Here is a 17,854-nt window from a genome sequence, read left to right as displayed (position 1 = left end):
TCAAAGCGTCGCGGCATTCCTGTTCACAACAAAAAGAGAAATCGGACGAAGCGAACATGAAGAACCTGTGGAATGACGGCGAGGCAGAGAAAATCGTTGCCGACTATGCAAAGAAGGGTGTGGCCCGCGACCTGGCGCTGCGCGTCTATACGACCAGGCTTCTGGGTGGCGAACCGCGGCTCGTCCTGCATGGCGGCGGCAACACCTCCTGCAAGACAAAGGCCACCGATCTCGTCGGTGACGAATGGGACGTGCTCTGCGTCAAGGGCAGCGGCTGGGACATGGGCGTCATCGAGCCGCAAGGCCTGCCGGCGGTCAAGCTTGGCGCCCTGCTCAAGGCGCGGTCGCTCAAAAAACTCTCCGACGAGGACATGGTCGCCCTGCAGCGGGCGAACCTCATCGACCCGTCTTCGCCCAACCCTTCGGTCGAGACGCTGCTGCACGCCTTCCTGCCGCACAAATTCGTCGACCACACGCACTCGACCGCCGTTCTGGCCATCGTCGACCAGGACGACAGCGAGGCGTTGAGCAAGAAAGTCTTCGGCAACAAGATGGGATTCGTGCCCTACATCATGCCGGGCTTCGACCTGGCGAAGGCGGCGGCCGATGTCTTCGACGCCAACCCTGATGTCGAAGGCCTGATCCTCGACAAGCACGGCATTTTCACCTTCGGCGACGATGCCAAACAGGCCTACGATCGGATGATCCATCATGTGACCGTCGCCGAGGATTTCATCGCCAGCCACGGCAAGCCGCGCACCGAAAAGGCGGACTTGCCGGCCAGGCTGGCCAAGCCCGCGGACATTGCGCCGATGCTGCGCGGCACAGTGGCGGTAGCGCGCGGCGAAGGCCGCTTCGACCGCATGATCAGCGATTTCCGCACCTCGGACGCGATCGTCGATTTCGTCAATTCGGCCAGGATTGCCGACTATGCCGGGCGCGGCGTGTCCACGCCCGACCTGTCGATCCGCATCAAGACCGGACCGATGGCGCTGCCGGCACCCGACGCGGACAAGATCGGCGACTACAAGTCCGTCATCCGCCAACATGTCGAGGAATTCGCCAAGGACTATCGCGCCTACTTCGAAACCAACGACGCGCTCGACGATGTGAAGCGCACGATGCTCGACCAGATGCCGCGGCTGACGCTGGTGCCGGGTCTCGGCATGTTCGGCCATGGCCGCACGCTGAAGGATGCGAAGATCGCCTCCGACGTCGGTGAAATGTGGATCGAGGCGGTGCGCGGCGCCGAAGCGGTTGGCGATTTCCGGCCGCTCTCCAAAGCCGATCTGTTTCCGCTCGAATACTGGTCGCTGGAACAGGCCAAGCTCGCCTCCAACAAGCTGAAGCCGCTGACCGGCCAGGTCGTGCTGGTCACCGGCGGCGCCGGCGCGATCGGCGCCGCCACGGCGAAGCTGTTCTCCGACAACGGCGCCCATGCCGTCGTCGTCGATCTCGACGCGGCAAGGGCTGCCGAGGCGGCAAAAAAGGCCGGCAACAGTTCGATCGGCATCGGCGCCGACATCACAGATCCGGCGCAGATGCGCGCTGCGTTCGACAAGGCGGTCGCCGTCTTCGGCGGCCTCGACATTCTCGTCTCGAATGCCGGTGCGGCCTGGGAGGGCAGGATCGGCGAACTCGACGACGCCACTTTGCGCAAGAGCTTTGAACTCAACTTCTTCGCCCACCAGTCGGCGGCGCAGAACGCGGTGCGCATCATGCTCGAACAGGGCACCGGCGGCGTGCTCCTGTTCAACACCTCCAAGCAGGCAATCAATCCGGGCCCGAAGTTCGGCGCCTATGGCGTGCCGAAGGCGGCGACGCTGTTCCTGTCAAGGCAATATGCCCTGGACTATGGCGCGCATGGAATCCGCTCGAATGCCGTCAACGCCGACCGCATCCGTTCCGGGCTTTTGACCGATTCCATGATCGCCAGCCGCTCGGGCGCGCGCGGCGTATCGGAAAAGGAATACATGTCGGGCAATCTGCTCGGGCAGGAAGTGACGGCCGAGGACGTGGCCCAGGCCTTCCTGCATCATGCACTAGCCGAGCGGACCACCGCCGATGTGACGACGGTGGACGGCGGCAACATCGCGGCGGCGTTGAGGTAGGCAGCCGTGAGCACGGGATCAAGACACGGATGCTAAAGGCCTAACAAATATTGTTAGTTCTTGTTAGGCGTGATACATAGTCGGCATGAAAACCGAACCGATGCGCACCCTTACGATATCCCTCACCCCGCAGCAGGCGGCCCGCCTGCAAAGCGCTGTCGAAGGCGGGGGATATGCCTCCAACAGCGAGATCGTCCGGGATGCCTTGCGCCTGTGGGAACAGCGCGAGGAACTGCGCGCCTTGGAGTTGGAACACTTGAAGCGGGCCTATGCCGATGGCATGGCCAGCGGCAAGCCGGTGGAAGTCGAACCCGCCGAGTTTATACGTGGTTTGAAGGCAGAACGCCGCGCCCGTGGCTAGATATTGGCTCACGCCACGCGCCTCGCAGGATTTGCGGGATATTTGGCGAACTATCGCAATCGACAATGAAAAAGCAGCCGACAAGCTGCTTATGCGCATTTTTGACAAACTGGAGCTGGCGGCGGAGCATCCCAAGATGGGCACAGCCAGGCCAGAGTTGAGCTTGACGGCCCGCGTGCTCATCGAAGGCAACTATATCGTCATCTACGAACCTCAGCCGGAGGGCATCCTAGTCGTGGCGATTGTCCACGGGATGCGCGACCCGGAGCGCTGGCTATAAACTGGAGAGGCGGAAGGATCGGGGATTCAGACCTGGAAAAGGGCGGCAGCGGGCCGCCCTTTTCTTTTGCCTGCGATGAAGCCTATTTGGCGTTCGGGTTCGGCATCCAGGCCGGCATCGCGACATCGGCATGGGCGAACTGCGGCAGCTTGGCCGATAGGTCTTCCATGTTCTTGATGTCCTTGTCGATCAGGTCTTTCTGGGTGATCAGCGTCGGCGGCACGATGACGTTGTGGCCGGGGTCTTCGCCGGCCAAAAGCTGCGCCAGCGCGCGCACCGAAACCTGGCCGACGACGGCCGGGTTGGTCGCCGCGGTTGCCGCCCAGGCGCTGTCGGGCTCGCGCATCGCGGCGATGTCGGAGGTCGAGATGTCGGCCGAATAGATCTTGATGTCCTTGCTCAAGCCGGCCTCGTCGACAGCGATCTTCACGCCCTTGGCGAATTCGTCATAGGGCGCGAACATCACTTTGATGTCGGGGTTGGCCGACAGAACCGAGCGAGCCTGGTTGGCGACGGAATTGGCGATCGGATTGTCGAGCGTGCCGAACATCGCCGCCTCTTTGATGCCGGCATATTTCTTCTTGAAGTCGACCCAGGTTTCGTTGCGGCGGTCGAGCGGCGCGATGCCGGCGACGTAGACATAGCCGGCCTTCCAGCTCTCGCCATTGTCCTTGATCGCCTGTTCGAGGGCGAGGCGGGCGAGATCGCGGTCCGACTGCTCGATCTGCGGGATTTTGGGGTTTTCGACATTGACGTCGAACGCGACCACCTTGATGCCGGCATCGACCGCGCGCTGGGCGGCTTCCTTCATCGATTCCGTCAGTCCGTGCTGGATGATGATGCCCTGGACGCCGAGCGCGATGGCCTGGTCGACCATGTCTGCCTGAAGGGCGGCATCCTGACGGCTGTCGAGGACGCGCAGATCGACGCCAAGCGCCTTGGCCTGCGCTTCGACACCGGAAAGGTAGGCCTGGAAAAAGTCGCCGGTCGAGAGATAGCGGACCAGCGCGATCTTGACGGCGCCGGGCTTGTCGAACGGCGCCGGCTTGTCCTGCGCCATCGCCGGCGCCTGCATCAGCAGCGCGGCGCCGGCAAGCCCAAGCGCTGCCTTGCCCAAGAGTCTTCTTGTGATCTTCATGTTGTTTCCTCCACTTGTTGAACTCAAATTTCAGCCGGTCGAAACCCTACCCCCTGCCCCTGCCGGAAAGGGCGAAGGTGAAGACAAGGGCGACCACGAGAACCACGCCCTTAATGAAATCCTGTGTGTAGTAGGGCGCATTCATCATCGTCAGGCCCTGCAGCAGCACGCCGACAAACACCGCACCGACGGCCGTGCCGAAGGCGTTCGGCTTGGCGGCCCCGAGGACTGCGTAGCCGATGAGCGCCGCAGCCACTGCGTCGAGCAGGAGATTATTACCCGAGGCGATGTCGCCGCGTCCAAGCCGGGCAGCGAGCAAAATGCCGCCGATCGAAGCAAAAACTCCTGAAATAACGTAGGCCCAGATTTTGTATGCCTTGACAGGCGCGCCGGCGAGCTCGGCCGCCCGTTCGTTGCTGCCGACCGCATACATCATGCGGCCGAAACGGGTATATTCGAGAAAGAACCAGATCAGCGCTGCAAGCACGAGCAGGACCACCACCGAAACCGGGATGAGGTTCGGGATGAAGAAATCGAAGCGGTGGCGGCCAAGTGCCAGGAAGGCGGCGCTGAATGTGCCGTTGGCGACCGAGCCGTCGGGCATCGTCATGCCGGTGGCGATCGAGCGGCCCTCGGTCGGAATGCGCTGCAGGCCGACGAGCAGGAACATCATGCCAAGCGTCGCCAAAAGATCCGGCACGCGCATATAGACGATCAGCCAGCCATTGATGAGGCCGACGATGACGCCGATCGCGAGACAGGCGATGACCGCCACGACGGCGTTCTGCTCCAGCACCACCATGACATAGGCTGCCGCCATCATGGCGCTGGTGGCGACCGAGCCGATCGACAGATCGAAGCCGCCGACGACCAGCGTGGCAGTGACACCAAGCGCCAGCACGCCGGTGATGGCAACCGACTGGAAGATGAAGACGGCACTTTGCGGCGAGACAAAGCCATCGGCGGCGATGGCGAAATAGGCAATCAACCCGAACAGCAAAACGATGAAGCCATAGCGGATGGCATGGTCGCGCGCGGCTGCCACCTCAATCCAACCCGAACTCATACCCTCTCCATTCCAATTCTCACCATCCGGCCCTTTTCAGGCCGCGCTGTGCAACGGCCCGCCCGCCACTTCGGCCAGCAGGCGATCAAGGTCGATGTCGGCGTTGCGATGTTCGCCAACGATTGTCTGCTCCGACATCACCAGGATGCGATCGGCGGTCTCCAGCGCCTCGTCGAGTTCAGTGACGAACAGCAGCGTCGCACGGCCGTTCGCGCTCGCCCGCAGCTTGGCCGCGATATCGCGCCTGGCCGAAATGTCTACGCCCTGAAAAGGCTCGTCCAGAATGAACAGTTTTGCGGCCTGCGAAATCCAGCGGGCAACCATCACCTTCTGCTGATTGCCGCCGGAAAGGGCCGACATTTCGTCCTTCTCCGAGCGGCAGACGATGCCCAGCTCCTGGATTTGCTGGCGGGCGGTGGCGCGCTCGATGCGGCGCTTGAGAACGCCGAGGCGCGACATCCGCTTGTGAAACGGCAGGCTGATGTTTTCCTGGATGTTGAAATCGCCGACGATCCCGCTCGTCGCGCGGTCCTTGGCGACGAGAAACACGCCGGCGGCGATCGCTTCGCCCGTCGATCCCGGCGCATAGAATTTGCCGTTCAGCATCATCGTGCCGGAGAGCGGCTTGCGCACGCCAAACAGCGTCTCGGCGAGCGCGGTCTTGCCGACGCCGACAAGGCCGGTGATGGCGACGACCTCGCCATCACCGAGCGTCAGCGAGATCGGCCTGGAACCTTCTGCAATCCGCAACCCGTCGATTGTCAGGACAGGCTTGGCCGAATTCCTGGCGACGATCCGGTCGAGGTGGATCTTGCGGCCGAGCATGGCGTTGACCGCGCCTTCATAAACGAGCGGCTTGCGGTCGAAAACACCTGAGACGACACCGTCGCGCATTGAGACGATACGATCGGCAAGCCGCCTGATGTCGGACATGCGGTGCGAGATGTAGAGGATCGCGACACCGTGCTCGCGAAGCCGGTCGAGCAGCGCGAAAAGCCGGTCGGCCTCGGCGCTGGACAGAGAGGAGGTCGGCTCGTCGAGGATCAGCACTTTCGGCTGATGCGCCATGGCGCGGGCAATCGCCACCATCTGTCGGTCAGCCAGGGAGAGATCGCTGATCCTGGCTTTCAAGTCGATCGTCAGTCCCATGCGGTCGGCGACCGCCTTTGCTTCGCGGCGCACCCGGCCCGGATTGAACAGTGTTGGCGCGCCACTGCCACTCAGTCTGTCCAGCGTCAAATTGGTGGCGACGTCGAGATCTGCGACGACACCGTCATTGATGTTTTGATGAACGGTGACGACGCCGGCGCGGATCGCCTCGGCCGGGGTTTTCGGCGCGAACTCATGACCGGCGAGGCTCATCATGCCGCCGCCGCGCTGGTAGACGCCGCTGACGATCTTGACGAGGGTGGATTTGCCAGCGCCGTTAGCGCCCATCAGCACGGCCACTTCGCCGGCATGCAATTCGAGCGAGACGCCGCCAAGCACCTCGATATGGCCGAAGGATTTCCTCAGGCCGTCCACGCGGAACACGGCATCATTGCCCATTCGTTCCTCCCTGGCCATGACGCTATGGGCTATATCGGCAATTGTCAACACGATTGACAATTGCCAGAGAGCTTCCTAGCTTGGACCAACCGCCATGGCTTCACTATGATGGGAGCACCTAAGCGGGAGGGTGAGGATGACTGGGAAATCGCCGTTCGAAGCACTGTCGGTCGAGACCTTGGCAGCACGCCTCGGCGCCAATGAGGCCCTGTGTTCGCATATCGGCAAGGACACGGCCCGCTGGAAGGTCCGCGAGGTCGGCGACGGCAATCTGAACCTGGTCTTCATCGTCGAGGGCGCCACGGGTGCTGCCGTCGTCAAGCAGGCCCTGCCCTATGTCCGCCTGGTCGGCGACAGCTGGCCGCTGCCATTGAAGCGCTCCTTCTTCGAATATCACGCGCTGACGCGGCAAGAGGCGAGAGCGCCCGGTTCGGTGCCTGCCATCTATTACTTCGACGAGGGCCAGGCGCTGATCATCATGGAATATCTGTCGCCGCACATCATCCTGCGGCGTGCGCTGATCGAAGGCCGGCAACTGCCTGGTATCGCAAAAGACATCGGCCTGTTCATGGCCCGCACCCTGTTTCGGGGCTCCGACCTCAGCATGGCAACCAAGGATCGCAAGGCCGACCTGGCGCTGTTCGCCGACAATGTCGAGCTCTGCGACATCACCGAGAACCTGGTTTTCTCCGATCCGTATTTCGATGCCAAGTTGAATCGGCATACGAGCCCACAACTCGACCGCATCGTCGCCGAGTTGCGCGCCGACCGCGATCTCAAGGTCGAGGCGCAGCGGCTGAAGCATATCTTCGCGGCCAATGCGGAGACACTGCTGCACGGCGACCTGCATTCCGGCTCGATCATGGTCACTGACACCGAAACGCGAATGATCGATCCCGAATTCGCCTTCTACGGGCCGATCGCTTTCGACGTCGGCATGCTGCTTGCCAATTTCTGGATGGCGTTCTTCTCGCAGCGCGGCCATGAGCAGAGCGGAAAGCGCGATGCCATGCGCGCCTATCTGCTCGACGTGACGGTCGAGACATGGTCGGTGTTCCGCACCGAGTTCTCGCATCTGTGGCGAACCGAGCGCACCGGCATGCTCTACCAGAAGAGCCTGTTCGAGGATCAGGGCGACAGGCTCGGCGCCGAACAGGCGCTCGACCACATGCTGCAACAGGTCTGGACCGACATGCTGGGCTTTGCCGGCGTCGAGGTGCACCGGCGCATTCTGGGCCTGGCGCACAATGCGGACTTCGAGACCATTGCCGACGCCGATCTTCGCGCCACATGTGAGGCAAAGGCGCTGAAATTCGGCCGTCACATCGCCGTCAACCGGCGCCAGATTCACAGCATCGACGAGGTCAACACGTTGGCCACGCTGATCGAACAGGAGAACAGGATTTGAACGTCGGCGAGCGCCATTATCGCACCATCTGGCTGAGCGACGACGGACGTTCGGTGGAGATCATCGACCAGCGCTGGCTGCCGCATGATTTCCGCGTGGAAAAAGTCGGCACCGTTGCCGGCATCGCAACGGCGATCCGCGACATGTGGGTGCGCGGCGCGCCGCTGATCGGCGTCACCGCAGCCTATGGCGTCGCCATGCAAATGGCCGACGACCCTTCCGATGCAGCACTCGACGGCGTCTGGGAGGTTTTGCACGAAACCCGACCGACCGCGATCAATCTGCGCTGGGCGCTCGACGAGATGCGAGGTTTCCTACGACCTCTGCCAGCCGAACAACGCGCCCAGGCCGCTTATCGGCGCGCCGGCGAAGTCGCCGACGAGGATGTCGGCCTCAACCGCGCTATCGGCGCCAACGGACTTGAAATCATCAAGGAAATCGCGGCGCGCAAGCAGCAGGGCGAACCGGTCAACATCTTGACCCATTGCAATGCCGGCTGGCTGGCCACCGTCGACTACGGCACCGCCACTGCGCCGATCTATCTGGCAACGGAAGCGGGCATTCCCGTTCACGTCTATGTCGACGAAACGCGCCCGCGCAACCAGGGCGCCCAGCTGACCGCGTGGGAAATGGCCGGGCACGGCGTGCCGCACACACTGATCGTCGACAATGCCGGCGGCCATCTGATGCAGCGCGGCCAGATCGACATGGTCATCGTCGGCACCGATCGCACCACCGCCGACGGCGATGTCTGCAACAAGATCGGCACCTATTTGAAAGCGCTGGCCGCGGCCGACAACGGCGTACCGTTCTATGTCGCGCTGCCCTCGCCGACCATCGACTGGACGGTGGGCGACGGGCTGGCCGAAATCCCGATCGAACAGCGCTCCAGCGACGAGGTCTCGCTGGTCTGGGGCAAGACCGCGAGCGGCGAGATTGCGCAGGTCCGCATCTCGCCGGAGACGACGCCCGCGGCGAACCCGGCCTTCGACGTGACGCCGGCGCGGCTGGTCACCGGTCTGATCACCGAACGCGGTGTCGCCAACGCCTCGCGCGAAGGCTTGAAGGCGATGTTTCCCGGACGCGGTTAGTTGGTTGCGCGGAGTACGCGCGTTCGGCACGGTCGTAGTTCAGAAATCGCGGCTCTGTGCGATCTCCAGCGAGCTTACGAAATGCAGTGAGCGCTGCAGGGCGCTGCGAATGGTGGCGATATCGACAGGAGTATTTCGCCGCTGGGGATCATGGCGCTGTGGGCGCTCCAGTCGCAACGGCAGTTCGATGCTGACCGGCAGCGTCGCGGGAAGGATTGCCCAGTACGGTCCATAGCCAACCGAGCCGTCACCGACGGCACAGAATGCCCACCCGGCCCCGGTGCTGACCACATCCTTCAGATGAGCATGACCGACCGTGTCGATGGCGGCCGCGATATCTTGCGCCGGCTGCACTGTCTCGCCGCTATAGGTGAAGACGTTTCCGGCGTCGTGGTTCAGGCGTACGTGCCGTGATCCGATTTCGCGGATGAAGCTTGCCCCAAGTCGGGCGCTGCCGAGCAAGTCACCATGGCCATGTCCGGGGTTTTCTAGCGCCAGAACGATGCCGGTCTGTTCCAGTCTCGGCAGGACGGCATCGATCGTTCTGCGGATGATCGCCCGGCTCGTGATCGGGCCGGCATTGGTGATCAGGAAGGATGCACCAAGACCGGCGGCGAAGGCGACGCGTCGAACCAACGCATCCACCGCATCGGGCGCCGAAAGGTCGAGATGGGCCGACACGGCATTGATACCAAGCCCGGCATTCTCTGCTGTCTGGCGCAGCTTCAACGCCTTAGTGCCGGTAAACATGCCTTCATCGAAATCGACATAACCGCGAATGAAGGCCGGTTCGACATGATGGGCGCCGGCCGCCGCTATTTCCGCGATGGCCAACTCCATGGAATAACCGTCGAAGAGTGCGGTCGAAACCGATATGATGCGCGACGTCGAAGGCAGCGCTCAGGCCCCCTTGCCGTAGACGATCAGCTCGGACGCTTCCTTCACCTTGGCCGGTGACAGCGCCTCGCGCCAGTCGTCGCGGACCACGACGCCCTTGGCGAACCGCATCAGGCGCAGTGCAGCATCGGACGGTACTTTCGGCGAGAAGCCGAACCACATGGCGATCTCGACGTTCAGATGGCCAATCAGAAAATCAAGAGCAGCCTGCCTCGGAATGCCGTATTTGCGCTCGCATTCCGAGACAGCCTCGACCATGGTGTCGACGAATGGCATGGCAACCATTTCCGACAGACCGGGCTCGAGGATCGCCAACTGTTCGACGGTCAAGCGGTGGCTTTCGATGATCGGCGACCACATCGCCTTGCACACTTCTTCACCAAGCGCGTAGTGCTCTTCCGGGCCTTGCATCAGGGCGCAGACGATCGATTGCCTGGCGATGCCGCCATGATAGTCGCGGCGAGCCGCCCACTCCGTCTCGTCGTTGAACAAGGGCGGATGACAGGGATGGCCGACAAAATAGGTCAGATCCGGCCGATCCTTCGGCAGGTCGCCGGCGTATGGTGCCGCGGCATCGAGAATGAGAAGCATGGTGCCTTTCGCCAGCATCGGCGAAATCTGCCGCGCCACCTGGCCAATGATATTGTCCGGCAGAGCCATCACCACGACCTTGGCGCCGGGGATGCCCTCTTCCATGGCGACAGCCTGGATGTTGGCCTCCGCCAACCGCATGCGGCCCGCATCGCCAACCTCTACGGCGCGGACGTCGTAGCCCGCTTCGATCAGCTTGCGTGTCACGCGAAAGCCCATCTTCCCGCCCGCTCCCAGCAACGCCACCGATATTGTCATTTCTTTCTCTCCCATTTGTCTTGATGTGCGCCGACGGCGCAGATTCAACCGAACGCCTCAAGCGCTGCTTCAAGCTCTGGATGTGTGGCGGCATAATCATGCGCAGGAATGCCTGCCGCCGCAGCGTCAAAAGCATCGTGGAGGCTTTGGACACCCGCGACCGGTCCACCTGGATGCGCCATGATGCCGCCGCCGCAGCAATAGATGAAATCGTTCGAGCCAAGCCTCCTGTAGGTCTCTGCCGCTTGCACCGCCGTCTGTCCGGACGAGAACACCGGCATCGCTATATCGGGGCGGTCCGCCCGCTCGAACATCGGGGTCAGGCAGGCATGGGCCGAGGCCATCACCGACTCGTCCTGCTCGCAGAATTTGTTGGACAGCCCATTGACATGCATGTGGTCGATGCCGGCCAGCCGCCAGAACTTCTGATAGGCGAGATAGGTCATGCCCACGTCGGGGGAACGGCTAAAGAGGCCCCAGCCGGCACGATGACCGTGCAGCGAAACAGCGGAATGACGGCGCACCTCGATGACGCCCGACAGGCCGACGGAATTCAGGACAAGCATGGCGCAGGTCCCGCCACGACGCTCGATCAGATCCAGCTGACGACGCATGGCATCGAAATCTCCGGAAATATTGGCCGCATACATAACCTTGCGGCCCGTTCTGTCGGCGTGCCTGTCTATCACCGCCATGACCGCTTCAAACCGGCGCTCGAACGGCGAATGCGGTGGATCGCCCATCAGCTCGTCGTCCTTGATAAAATCGAGGCCCGCTGCAATCAGCGTGTCGGCAAGGGCCGCCGTCGCCTCCGGCGAGAGGCCAATACTCGGCTTGACGATCGTGCCGATCAGCGGACGCCGTTCGATACCTGTCAGGCGACGTGTTCCCGCGACAGCGAAAGCCGGTCCTGGACAGGCATCGGCAAAGACATCGGGAAAAGCGACGTCCAGCAGCCTCATGGCCGAAAAATGGTGCAGTTCGAACAGGTTGCCGAGAACCGTCGACCATACCGAAGCAAGAACGGTGCCTGTATTTTCAATGTTCCAGGAAAGCCCGACCTTTGCCCGGCGAAGCTTGGCGTCACTGAGCGTTTTCGGCGAACGCGAAAACGGCAATGCCTCGGTTTCGACCTCTGCTATATCCTCGATGAATTCGACGCGTGCTCCAAACCTCTGCAAGAGCTCCGGCGTCTCTCCGGGAACGGCCCGGAACGTTCCGCTTGATTGTTCGCCCGCCATCGCAGCGGCAGCCACTTCCAGTGGGTAGCGAGTTTCGATCAGATAAGCGGCAGAGATTCGACCCGTCAATGCACGCGTCCCGGCTGGAATGACACTCATGGCGACGAGCGTTAGCACCAAAAAGATATTATGTCATCATATGACTTTTGCAGGCAAGAAATTCCGCCAATCGGAATATTCAGCCGGCCCCGCCGCCGGCCAGTTTCGAATAGAGTTCATTGGCGCGACCAATATGCTCGGCCATGGCGGCGCTCGCGCCGTCGGCATCGCCGCTGGCGATCGCTTTGTAGATCCGTTCGTGCTCCTCGACCGTCAGACGCTCGGCACCTTTGACCGCCACAAGGTCCCGCTTGAATCGAGACAACCACTCGAGCATCCCCTTTGCCACCGCCGCTATCATCGAATTGCCGCTCATTTCGGCGATGACTTCATGGAATTGCATGTCGGCAGCAACAAACCGCGCCTGGTCGCCCTTTGCGTCCTGCAAATGACGCAAGGTCTCAGCAAGACGCTCCAAATTCTTGGCTGTGGCGCGCCGCGTGGCTATCCGGACAAGGCCGGTTTCCAGTAAGAGCCTGACTTCCTTGAGTTCTTCAAGGCCACGAGAGTTGGTCGCAAGCATCATCACCATTGCCGCGGAGACCTGATCGACGATCACCTCGGGCGTCGGGTTGATCACGCGGGCACGTTCTCCGTGGGAAATCTTGATAAGCCCCATCTGCTGCAGCGACAGCATTGCTTCCCGGATCGATGGCCGCCCCACGCCGATTATCGTCATCAGCTCTTTTTCCGAAGGCAATTGAGAACCAGGCGGAAACTCGGACGTCGAGATTGCCGCCATCAGCCGGTCAAGCACCTCCACATACAACTTCTTCTTCTGGACCGGCTCCATCTGCCCCTCCATTCCGTGATCATTCTTCCCGGCATATCGATCCGAATCGCATCGACAAACAAGGCTTCTTTCGCCGATTGACATTACATATATGATGACCTAACGTCCAGCCACGGGTCGGTGTCGATATATCGCCAGTCCGAGCGGCAACACGGTTGCCGAAAATGAGCCGAGTTTCTTGGGAGGAGAACTTCATGGCGCTGACAAGACGTGAATTCACCGTGGCGACGCTCGCCAGCCTTGCCGCCACCAGTGGCATGACGCTTGCCGTGCGCGCCGAAGGGACAAAAACGATCGCTGTCCTTTTCGACGGGCTCTATTCGGAGTTCTGGGTCGCAGGCATCCAGATCATTCGCGACGACCTAAAGAAACGCGGCTTCGAAATCATGGAAGCCATATCGGACAAGGACGATAACAAGCAGTTTGAACAGGTCCGCGCCGCGATCGCCCGCAAGGTCGACGGCATCATCATCGTTCAGACCGATTCAAACGCCGTCATTCCGGCGATCAAGGCCGCGAACGCGGCCAAGATCCCGATGGTGCATTTCAATCGACCGCCGGCGCCGTCAGACGCATTTTCGGTCGCCATCCAGGCGGACAATCAGAAGATCGCCCGCGATGCGGTCCTATATGCCTGTGACGTCGCCAAGAAATCCGGCCAGAAGCACAAGGCGGCCATCCTGATTGGCGACCTCGGAGATCCGAACGCCATTCAACGCCGCGACGGATTCGAAGAAGCTGTCGCGCAATTTCCCGATGTCATCGAGGTTGTCGCCAAGATCCCGACTGACTGGAATGCCGATACCGCTTTTGCCGGCTTGACCAACGCACTCCAGGCCAATCCCGACATCTCTTTCCTGTTCACGTCTTCGGACTTCCTGATCCCGCAGATCCAGCAAGCGCTGAAGTCGGCCGACAAGTGGCACAAGATAGGGGAAGAAGGGCACGTGATCTTTGCCGGCTTCGACGGGTTCCCGAGTGCCTATGGCCTCATGAAGGACGGCTACATGGAATCCTGCGGCGTGCAGAACCTGTTCCTGGAAACCGAACTTGCCATTCAGGCAATCCTTGATCTTCAGGCCGACAAGACGGTCGAAAAATTGCTGATCGACCCGGGTTTTGCAATCACCCAGGCCAATATAGCCGAGAAGCAGGGCGAGATGTGGGGCTACATCCTGTGGAAGGAGAAGAACCCCGGCTGAGCCGAAACGGCATTTCTCCCGGCAACGGACCCGTGACGGGTTCCACGGGTCCGCTCCGGAATATCCGTATCGCATCATGCACTTATGGGAGTTGAGATGGCTGCCCTACCGCCAGCGGAGACGCTGTTTCCGGCGCATAAACAAGCCCGCGCGCTGAGGTTGGGAAAGCTTCTGCTTTCGGAGTACTTCGTTCTGGTGCTCTGCGTCGTTTATGTCGCGGCCATCTATCCTTTCGTGCCCGAAATTCTGTCATGGGAAGTGGCCTCGAATATTCTCGGCGACATGATGCCTTTGCTGGTTGTCGCTATCGGTCAGACTTTCGTGCTGATCGTCGCCGGTATCGATCTTTCCGTAACGGCGATTGTGTCGTTGGCAGCCGTCGTCGGCGCATCGATCATGACGGGGACGGGCGGTTATCTGGCCGGGTCGGTGTTCGCCGTTCCCGGTGCGATCGTGGCCATGCTATTCGTCGGCTTTGCGATCGGCGCCGTCAACGGCTTGTCCGTGGTGAAACTCAACATGCCGTCTTTCATCGTGACACTCGCCACGCGCATGTTGGTTGCCGGGCTGGCGATCTGGTACGTCACCTTCCGTTCGACGTCGTCCTCCATCGCCAACCTGCCGGACAGTTTTGCAGCCTTCGCCACGGGCGACCTGGCGGGTGTTCCCTATACGGTAATTCTCACGGCTGTCATCGCCGTTATTGGCCATATGCTGCTGTCGCGGACGCAATTCGGACGCTGGGCCTACGCGGTCGGCGCCAACGCAAGCGCGGCCCGGGTTTCAGGTATTCCCGTCAGCCGCACGATCATGATCACCTTCATCATCAGCGGCACATGCGCATCGGTAGCCGCCATGATGTACACCTCGCGTATGCAGACGGGCTCGCCCATCGCAGGCGAAAAAATCCTGCTGGATGTGATCGGTGCTGTCGTCATCGGCGGAACAAGCCTGTTCGGCGGGAAGGGCAAGATCGTCTGGACGGTATTCGGCGTGCTCTTTCTGCTGCTGATCGACACCTCGATGAAGCTGCTCGGATCATCCTTGTTTGCGATCTACATCATCAAGGGCGGCGTCATCCTGCTGGCGGCGATGGTCGATACGCTGCGCCACCGGCTGCTGACAGGACGTTGAGGACGATATCGTGGCACCTCTTCTGGAAGTCGAAGGCCTCAGCAAGTCGTTCTTTGGAGTCACGGTCCTCAATGGCGTCGGGTTCGCCGTCGACCGGGGCGCGGCGCTGGGGCTGGTCGGTGAAAACGGCTCCGGCAAGTCCACAAGCATGAATATTCTCGGCGGCGTGTATCAGGCCGATTCCGGCACGATGCGGCTTGAAGGCCTATCGTACCAACCGGCAAATCCAAAAGCGGCCACGGCGGCTGGCATCGCCTTCATCCATCAGGAGCTGAACCTCTTTCCCAACCTGACGATCGAGGAGAATCTCTTCATCGATGCCTTCCCACGTCGCGCCGGCCTGCCACTGATCGATCGATCGCGGATCCGCCGCAGTACGGCTGAATTGCTGCTGCAGGTCGACCTTGATCATAGCCCCTCGACGCCGGTCTCGAAGCTGAGCCAAGGCGAACGGCAACTGGTTGAGATCGCCAAGGCCTTGTCACGCAACGCAAAGCTGATCATCTTCGATGAGCCCACGACATCGCTGACCCGACCGGAGGTCGAGCGACTGTTCGCCATTATCGGCAGACTGAAGAACCGTGGCATCGGCGTCATCTATATCAGTCATGCTCTTGAGGACGTGATGTCCGTCTGCGAGAGCATAATCGTGCTCCGGGACGGTCGCGTGGCGGGCGGCGGCGCGCGCCCGACGCTGGAGATGCAACAGATCATCTCGATGATGGTCGGCCGCTCGATCGACGCGATCTACCCGGAACGCAAGGTCAGGCCGGCGGCAGAAACGGTTCTGTCGGTTCGCGGTCTCAGCCAGCCCGGCGTTTGTGAGGCCATCTCCTTCGACATTCATGCCGGCGAGATCGTCGGCCTGGCAGGTCTGATGGGGTCTGGCCGCTCAGAGCTGGCGCGTATGCTCTTCGGACTCGATCGCTTTTCAAGCGGGACCATTCATCTCGACGGCCAGGAGCTTCACGATCCCTCGCCCGCCAAGGCGATGACGGCGGGAATGGCATTCCTGACGGAAGATCGGCGTGGCGAAGGGCTGATAATGGATTTCAGCATTGCCGAAAACATCGTGCTTGCATCGCTTGATAGTGTTTCCGGCATGCTTGGCCTGCTCTCCGGCAGCCGGATCTCGGCAGCCGCAAGCGAGATGGGCACGGCCATGCATCTGTCCACCACCCGCGTCGACGATACGCTCGTCAAGCATCTGTCGGGCGGCAATCAGCAGAAGGTGGTGATCGGCAAATGGCTGCGACGCAAGCCGCGCCTGTTTGTCCTGGATGAGCCCACGCGCGGCATCGACGTCGGAGCGAAGCAGGAGGTCTACCGGATCATCAACCGGTTGGTGGAAGATGGCAGCGCCGTCTTGCTGATCTCGTCCGAGATCGAGGAACTGCTCGGCCTTTCCGATCGCATCCTGACGATCTCGCGCGGCGAACTCACAGGCTCGTTCGAACGGCAGAATTTCGATCGTGAGGCGATTATGACGGCAGCGACCGGACTTGCTGGAAAGATACTTGCCGGAAAGATACTTGCCGCAAAGATCGGGGCCGTCCAATGAAACCCGGCAACCGAGCCATCCTGCTTATCCTGCAGAATGCCCCTTATGTCCTTTTCATCATTCTCCTGGTCGTCTTCGGACTGATGTCCGATCGCTTCCTGGCCGTCGCGAACTTCCGAAACATCATCATCCAGGCGGCGCCCATCGCCATCCTCGCCATCGGCATGACGTTCGTTCTTCTCACCGGACAGATCGACCTGTCCGTCGGCGCCAGCATGTACCTGACCGCAAGTCTTCTCGCTCTTTATGGCGGCGACATTGCCTGGCCGCAGGGCCTACTCGCCGTCATCGTGGTGGCGGGTCTGCTCGGCGCCGTCAACGGAGCCATCATCACATGGCTCGGAGTTGCGTCCTTTATCGTCACTCTGGCCACACTATTCATTCTGCGGGGCATCGCCATGTGGCTGTCCAATACGCGCACGCTGATGTTTTCCGATCAGATCACCGATCTCAACCGCGCATCCCTGTTCGGCATCCCCTCGGCGATCATTGCATTCGTTGCCGTCTTTGCCGTCGCCTGGGTGGTGCTGCACCAGACATCTTTCGGCCGTCAGGTCTATGCGGTCGGCGGCGATCCGGAAGCGGCTCGCAAGGCTGGTCTGGCGGTACGCCGCATCGTCTTCCTCTGCTTCGTCATCTCCGGTGTTTGCGCCGGCATTGGCGGCTTTGTATCGATCACGCAAATCGGCGCGGTCGGCCCTAAATATGGCGATCAGATCGAGTTTTCGGCGATTGCCGCGGCGGTGCTCGGCGGCGTCTCGCTATTTGGCGGACGCGGCAGCGTACTCGGGACCGTGTTCGGCGCCATTCTCATCAAGACGGTCCAGAACGGGCTGAACATCATCAATGCAGATCCATACATCTACCCGCTGGTCACGGCCGCGATCATCTTCGTCGCCGTTGCCATCGACGGAGTGAGAACACGCATCATCGACCGGCTGGAACGGCGAACGATCCGCCCGATCGGTCAAGGCTAATGCCGCGCTCTCAACAATCATCGAAGGACGTTCCGGGCCGGCTTGCCTATTTGGTATGCTGGTATAACATGTACCTGATATAGCGTCTTCCGGAGGGT

The 17,854-nt window shown here is 61.3% G+C and carries 16 protein-coding genes; 9 read left to right on the top strand and 7 right to left on the bottom strand.

Translation table 11 applies throughout. From position 1 onward, the window contains the following. The first annotated feature begins 56 nt into the window (after positions 1-56). From NKH73_RS21835 to NKH73_RS21825, 3 genes are all read left to right on the top strand, one after another. Positions 57-2,111 carry a bifunctional aldolase/short-chain dehydrogenase gene (locus NKH73_RS21835; protein WP_352936112.1) on the top strand — a complete coding sequence of 685 codons (2,055 nt, stop codon included), beginning with the start codon at positions 57-59 and terminating at the stop codon, positions 2,109-2,111. A 100-nt stretch (positions 2,112-2,211) separates the two neighbouring features. Continuing rightward, the gene (locus NKH73_RS21830; protein WP_413468400.1) at positions 2,212-2,472 is read left to right on the top strand and encodes a type II toxin-antitoxin system ParD family antitoxin; all 261 of its coding nucleotides are present in this window, start codon (positions 2,212-2,214) and stop codon (positions 2,470-2,472) included. Beyond that, the gene (locus tag NKH73_RS21825; RefSeq protein ID WP_352936111.1) at positions 2,465-2,752 is read left to right on the top strand and encodes a type II toxin-antitoxin system RelE/ParE family toxin; all 288 of its coding nucleotides are present in this window, start codon (positions 2,465-2,467) and stop codon (positions 2,750-2,752) included. The genes NKH73_RS21830 and NKH73_RS21825 overlap by 8 nt, the downstream gene beginning before the upstream one ends. An 82-nt stretch (positions 2,753-2,834) precedes the next feature. Here the strand turns inward: NKH73_RS21825 and NKH73_RS21820 are convergent, their stop codons facing one another. The 3 genes from NKH73_RS21820 to NKH73_RS21810 are packed head-to-tail and all read right to left on the bottom strand — an operon-like array spanning position 2,835 to position 6,504. Continuing rightward, on the bottom strand, positions 2,835-3,890 hold the full coding sequence (locus tag NKH73_RS21820; RefSeq protein WP_352936110.1) for a substrate-binding domain-containing protein: 1,056 nt from the start codon (positions 3,888-3,890) through the stop codon (positions 2,835-2,837). Positions 3,891-3,936: 46 nt separating this feature from the next. After that, on the bottom strand, positions 3,937-4,956 hold the full coding sequence (locus tag NKH73_RS21815; protein WP_352936109.1) for an ABC transporter permease: 1,020 nt from the start codon (positions 4,954-4,956) through the stop codon (positions 3,937-3,939). A 36-nt stretch (positions 4,957-4,992) separates the two neighbouring features. Beyond that, the gene (locus NKH73_RS21810; protein ID WP_352936107.1) at positions 4,993-6,504 is read right to left on the bottom strand and encodes a sugar ABC transporter ATP-binding protein; all 1,512 of its coding nucleotides are present in this window, start codon (positions 6,502-6,504) and stop codon (positions 4,993-4,995) included. A gap of 136 nt (positions 6,505-6,640) precedes the next feature. Between NKH73_RS21810 and mtnK the strand changes: the two genes are divergently transcribed. Together mtnK and mtnA are read left to right on the top strand one after the other, a co-directional pair. Beyond that, on the top strand, positions 6,641-7,912 hold the full coding sequence (gene mtnK / locus NKH73_RS21805) for an S-methyl-5-thioribose kinase (RefSeq protein WP_352936106.1): 1,272 nt from the start codon (positions 6,641-6,643) through the stop codon (positions 7,910-7,912). Next, positions 7,909-9,003, top strand: coding sequence for an S-methyl-5-thioribose-1-phosphate isomerase (mtnA, locus tag NKH73_RS21800; RefSeq protein ID WP_352936104.1), 1,095 nt, complete (start codon positions 7,909-7,911; stop codon positions 9,001-9,003). The genes mtnK and mtnA overlap by 4 nt, the downstream gene beginning before the upstream one ends. A gap of 39 nt (positions 9,004-9,042) precedes the next feature. Here the strand turns inward: mtnA and NKH73_RS21795 are convergent, their stop codons facing one another. From NKH73_RS21795 to nanR, 4 genes are all read right to left on the bottom strand, one after another. Continuing rightward, complete coding sequence (locus NKH73_RS21795; RefSeq protein WP_352936102.1) at positions 9,043-9,843, bottom strand: sugar phosphate isomerase/epimerase family protein; 801 nt, start codon at positions 9,841-9,843, stop codon at positions 9,043-9,045. Positions 9,844-9,903: 60 nt separating this feature from the next. Further along, the gene (locus NKH73_RS21790) at positions 9,904-10,749 is read right to left on the bottom strand and encodes a phosphogluconate dehydrogenase C-terminal domain-containing protein (RefSeq protein ID WP_352936101.1); all 846 of its coding nucleotides are present in this window, start codon (positions 10,747-10,749) and stop codon (positions 9,904-9,906) included. Positions 10,750-10,793: 44 nt separating this feature from the next. Next, on the bottom strand, positions 10,794-12,059 hold the full coding sequence (locus NKH73_RS21785; RefSeq protein ID WP_352936099.1) for a ribulose-bisphosphate carboxylase large subunit family protein: 1,266 nt from the start codon (positions 12,057-12,059) through the stop codon (positions 10,794-10,796). A 109-nt stretch (positions 12,060-12,168) separates the two neighbouring features. Then, on the bottom strand, positions 12,169-12,882 hold the full coding sequence (gene nanR, locus NKH73_RS21780) for a transcriptional regulator NanR (RefSeq protein WP_352936097.1): 714 nt from the start codon (positions 12,880-12,882) through the stop codon (positions 12,169-12,171). A gap of 194 nt (positions 12,883-13,076) precedes the next feature. Here nanR and NKH73_RS21775 point away from each other — a divergent pair, with 194 nt between their 5' ends. The 4 genes from NKH73_RS21775 (at position 13,077) to NKH73_RS21760 (ending at position 17,756) form a co-directional block, all read left to right on the top strand. Further along, entirely contained in the window at positions 13,077-14,084 is a 1,008-nt protein-coding gene (locus tag NKH73_RS21775) for a sugar ABC transporter substrate-binding protein (protein ID WP_352936095.1), read from the top strand. A gap of 96 nt (positions 14,085-14,180) precedes the next feature. Further along, a complete protein-coding gene (locus tag NKH73_RS21770; protein WP_352936093.1) occupies positions 14,181-15,218 on the top strand; it encodes an ABC transporter permease in 1,038 nt (345 codons plus the stop codon). Positions 15,219-15,228: 10 nt separating this feature from the next. Then, the gene (locus tag NKH73_RS21765; protein ID WP_352936091.1) at positions 15,229-16,779 is read left to right on the top strand and encodes a sugar ABC transporter ATP-binding protein; all 1,551 of its coding nucleotides are present in this window, start codon (positions 15,229-15,231) and stop codon (positions 16,777-16,779) included. Beyond that, positions 16,776-17,756, top strand: a complete 981-nt coding sequence (locus NKH73_RS21760) for an ABC transporter permease (RefSeq protein WP_352936089.1) — start codon at positions 16,776-16,778, stop codon at positions 17,754-17,756. Before NKH73_RS21765 ends, NKH73_RS21760 begins: the two co-directional genes overlap by 4 nt. Positions 17,757-17,854 lie beyond the last annotated feature (98 nt).

Source organism: Mesorhizobium sp. M0938, from assembly GCF_040319125.1.
Classification (GTDB): domain Bacteria; phylum Pseudomonadota; class Alphaproteobacteria; order Rhizobiales; family Rhizobiaceae; genus Mesorhizobium; species Mesorhizobium robiniae.
The sequence above is the reverse complement of the archived record's forward strand: the minus strand, read 5'-3'. Positions and strand labels throughout refer to the sequence as shown.

Bases quoted from the DNA above. Each gene is read 5' to 3' on its own strand.
- NKH73_RS21790 (WP_352936101.1), bottom strand. From the start codon at position 10,749: ATGACAATATCGGTGGCGTTGCTGGGAGCGGGCGGGAAGATGGGCTTT.
- NKH73_RS21770 (WP_352936093.1), top strand. From the start codon at position 14,181: ATGGCTGCCCTACCGCCAGCGGAGACGCTGTTTCCGGCGCATAAACAA.
- mtnK (WP_352936106.1), top strand. From the start codon at position 6,641: ATGACTGGGAAATCGCCGTTCGAAGCACTGTCGGTCGAGACCTTGGCA.
- NKH73_RS21815 (WP_352936109.1), bottom strand. From the start codon at position 4,956: ATGAGTTCGGGTTGGATTGAGGTGGCAGCCGCGCGCGACCATGCCATC.
- NKH73_RS21810 (WP_352936107.1), bottom strand. From the start codon at position 6,504: ATGGGCAATGATGCCGTGTTCCGCGTGGACGGCCTGAGGAAATCCTTC.
- NKH73_RS21820 (WP_352936110.1), bottom strand. From the start codon at position 3,890: ATGAAGATCACAAGAAGACTCTTGGGCAAGGCAGCGCTTGGGCTTGCC.
- NKH73_RS21760 (WP_352936089.1), top strand. From the start codon at position 16,776: ATGAAACCCGGCAACCGAGCCATCCTGCTTATCCTGCAGAATGCCCCT.
- NKH73_RS21775 (WP_352936095.1), top strand. From the start codon at position 13,077: ATGGCGCTGACAAGACGTGAATTCACCGTGGCGACGCTCGCCAGCCTT.
- NKH73_RS21830 (WP_413468400.1), top strand. From the start codon at position 2,212: ATGCGCACCCTTACGATATCCCTCACCCCGCAGCAGGCGGCCCGCCTG.
- NKH73_RS21835 (WP_352936112.1), top strand. From the start codon at position 57: ATGAAGAACCTGTGGAATGACGGCGAGGCAGAGAAAATCGTTGCCGAC.
- NKH73_RS21795 (WP_352936102.1), bottom strand. From the start codon at position 9,843: ATGGAGTTGGCCATCGCGGAAATAGCGGCGGCCGGCGCCCATCATGTC.
- nanR (WP_352936097.1), bottom strand. From the start codon at position 12,882: ATGGAGCCGGTCCAGAAGAAGAAGTTGTATGTGGAGGTGCTTGACCGG.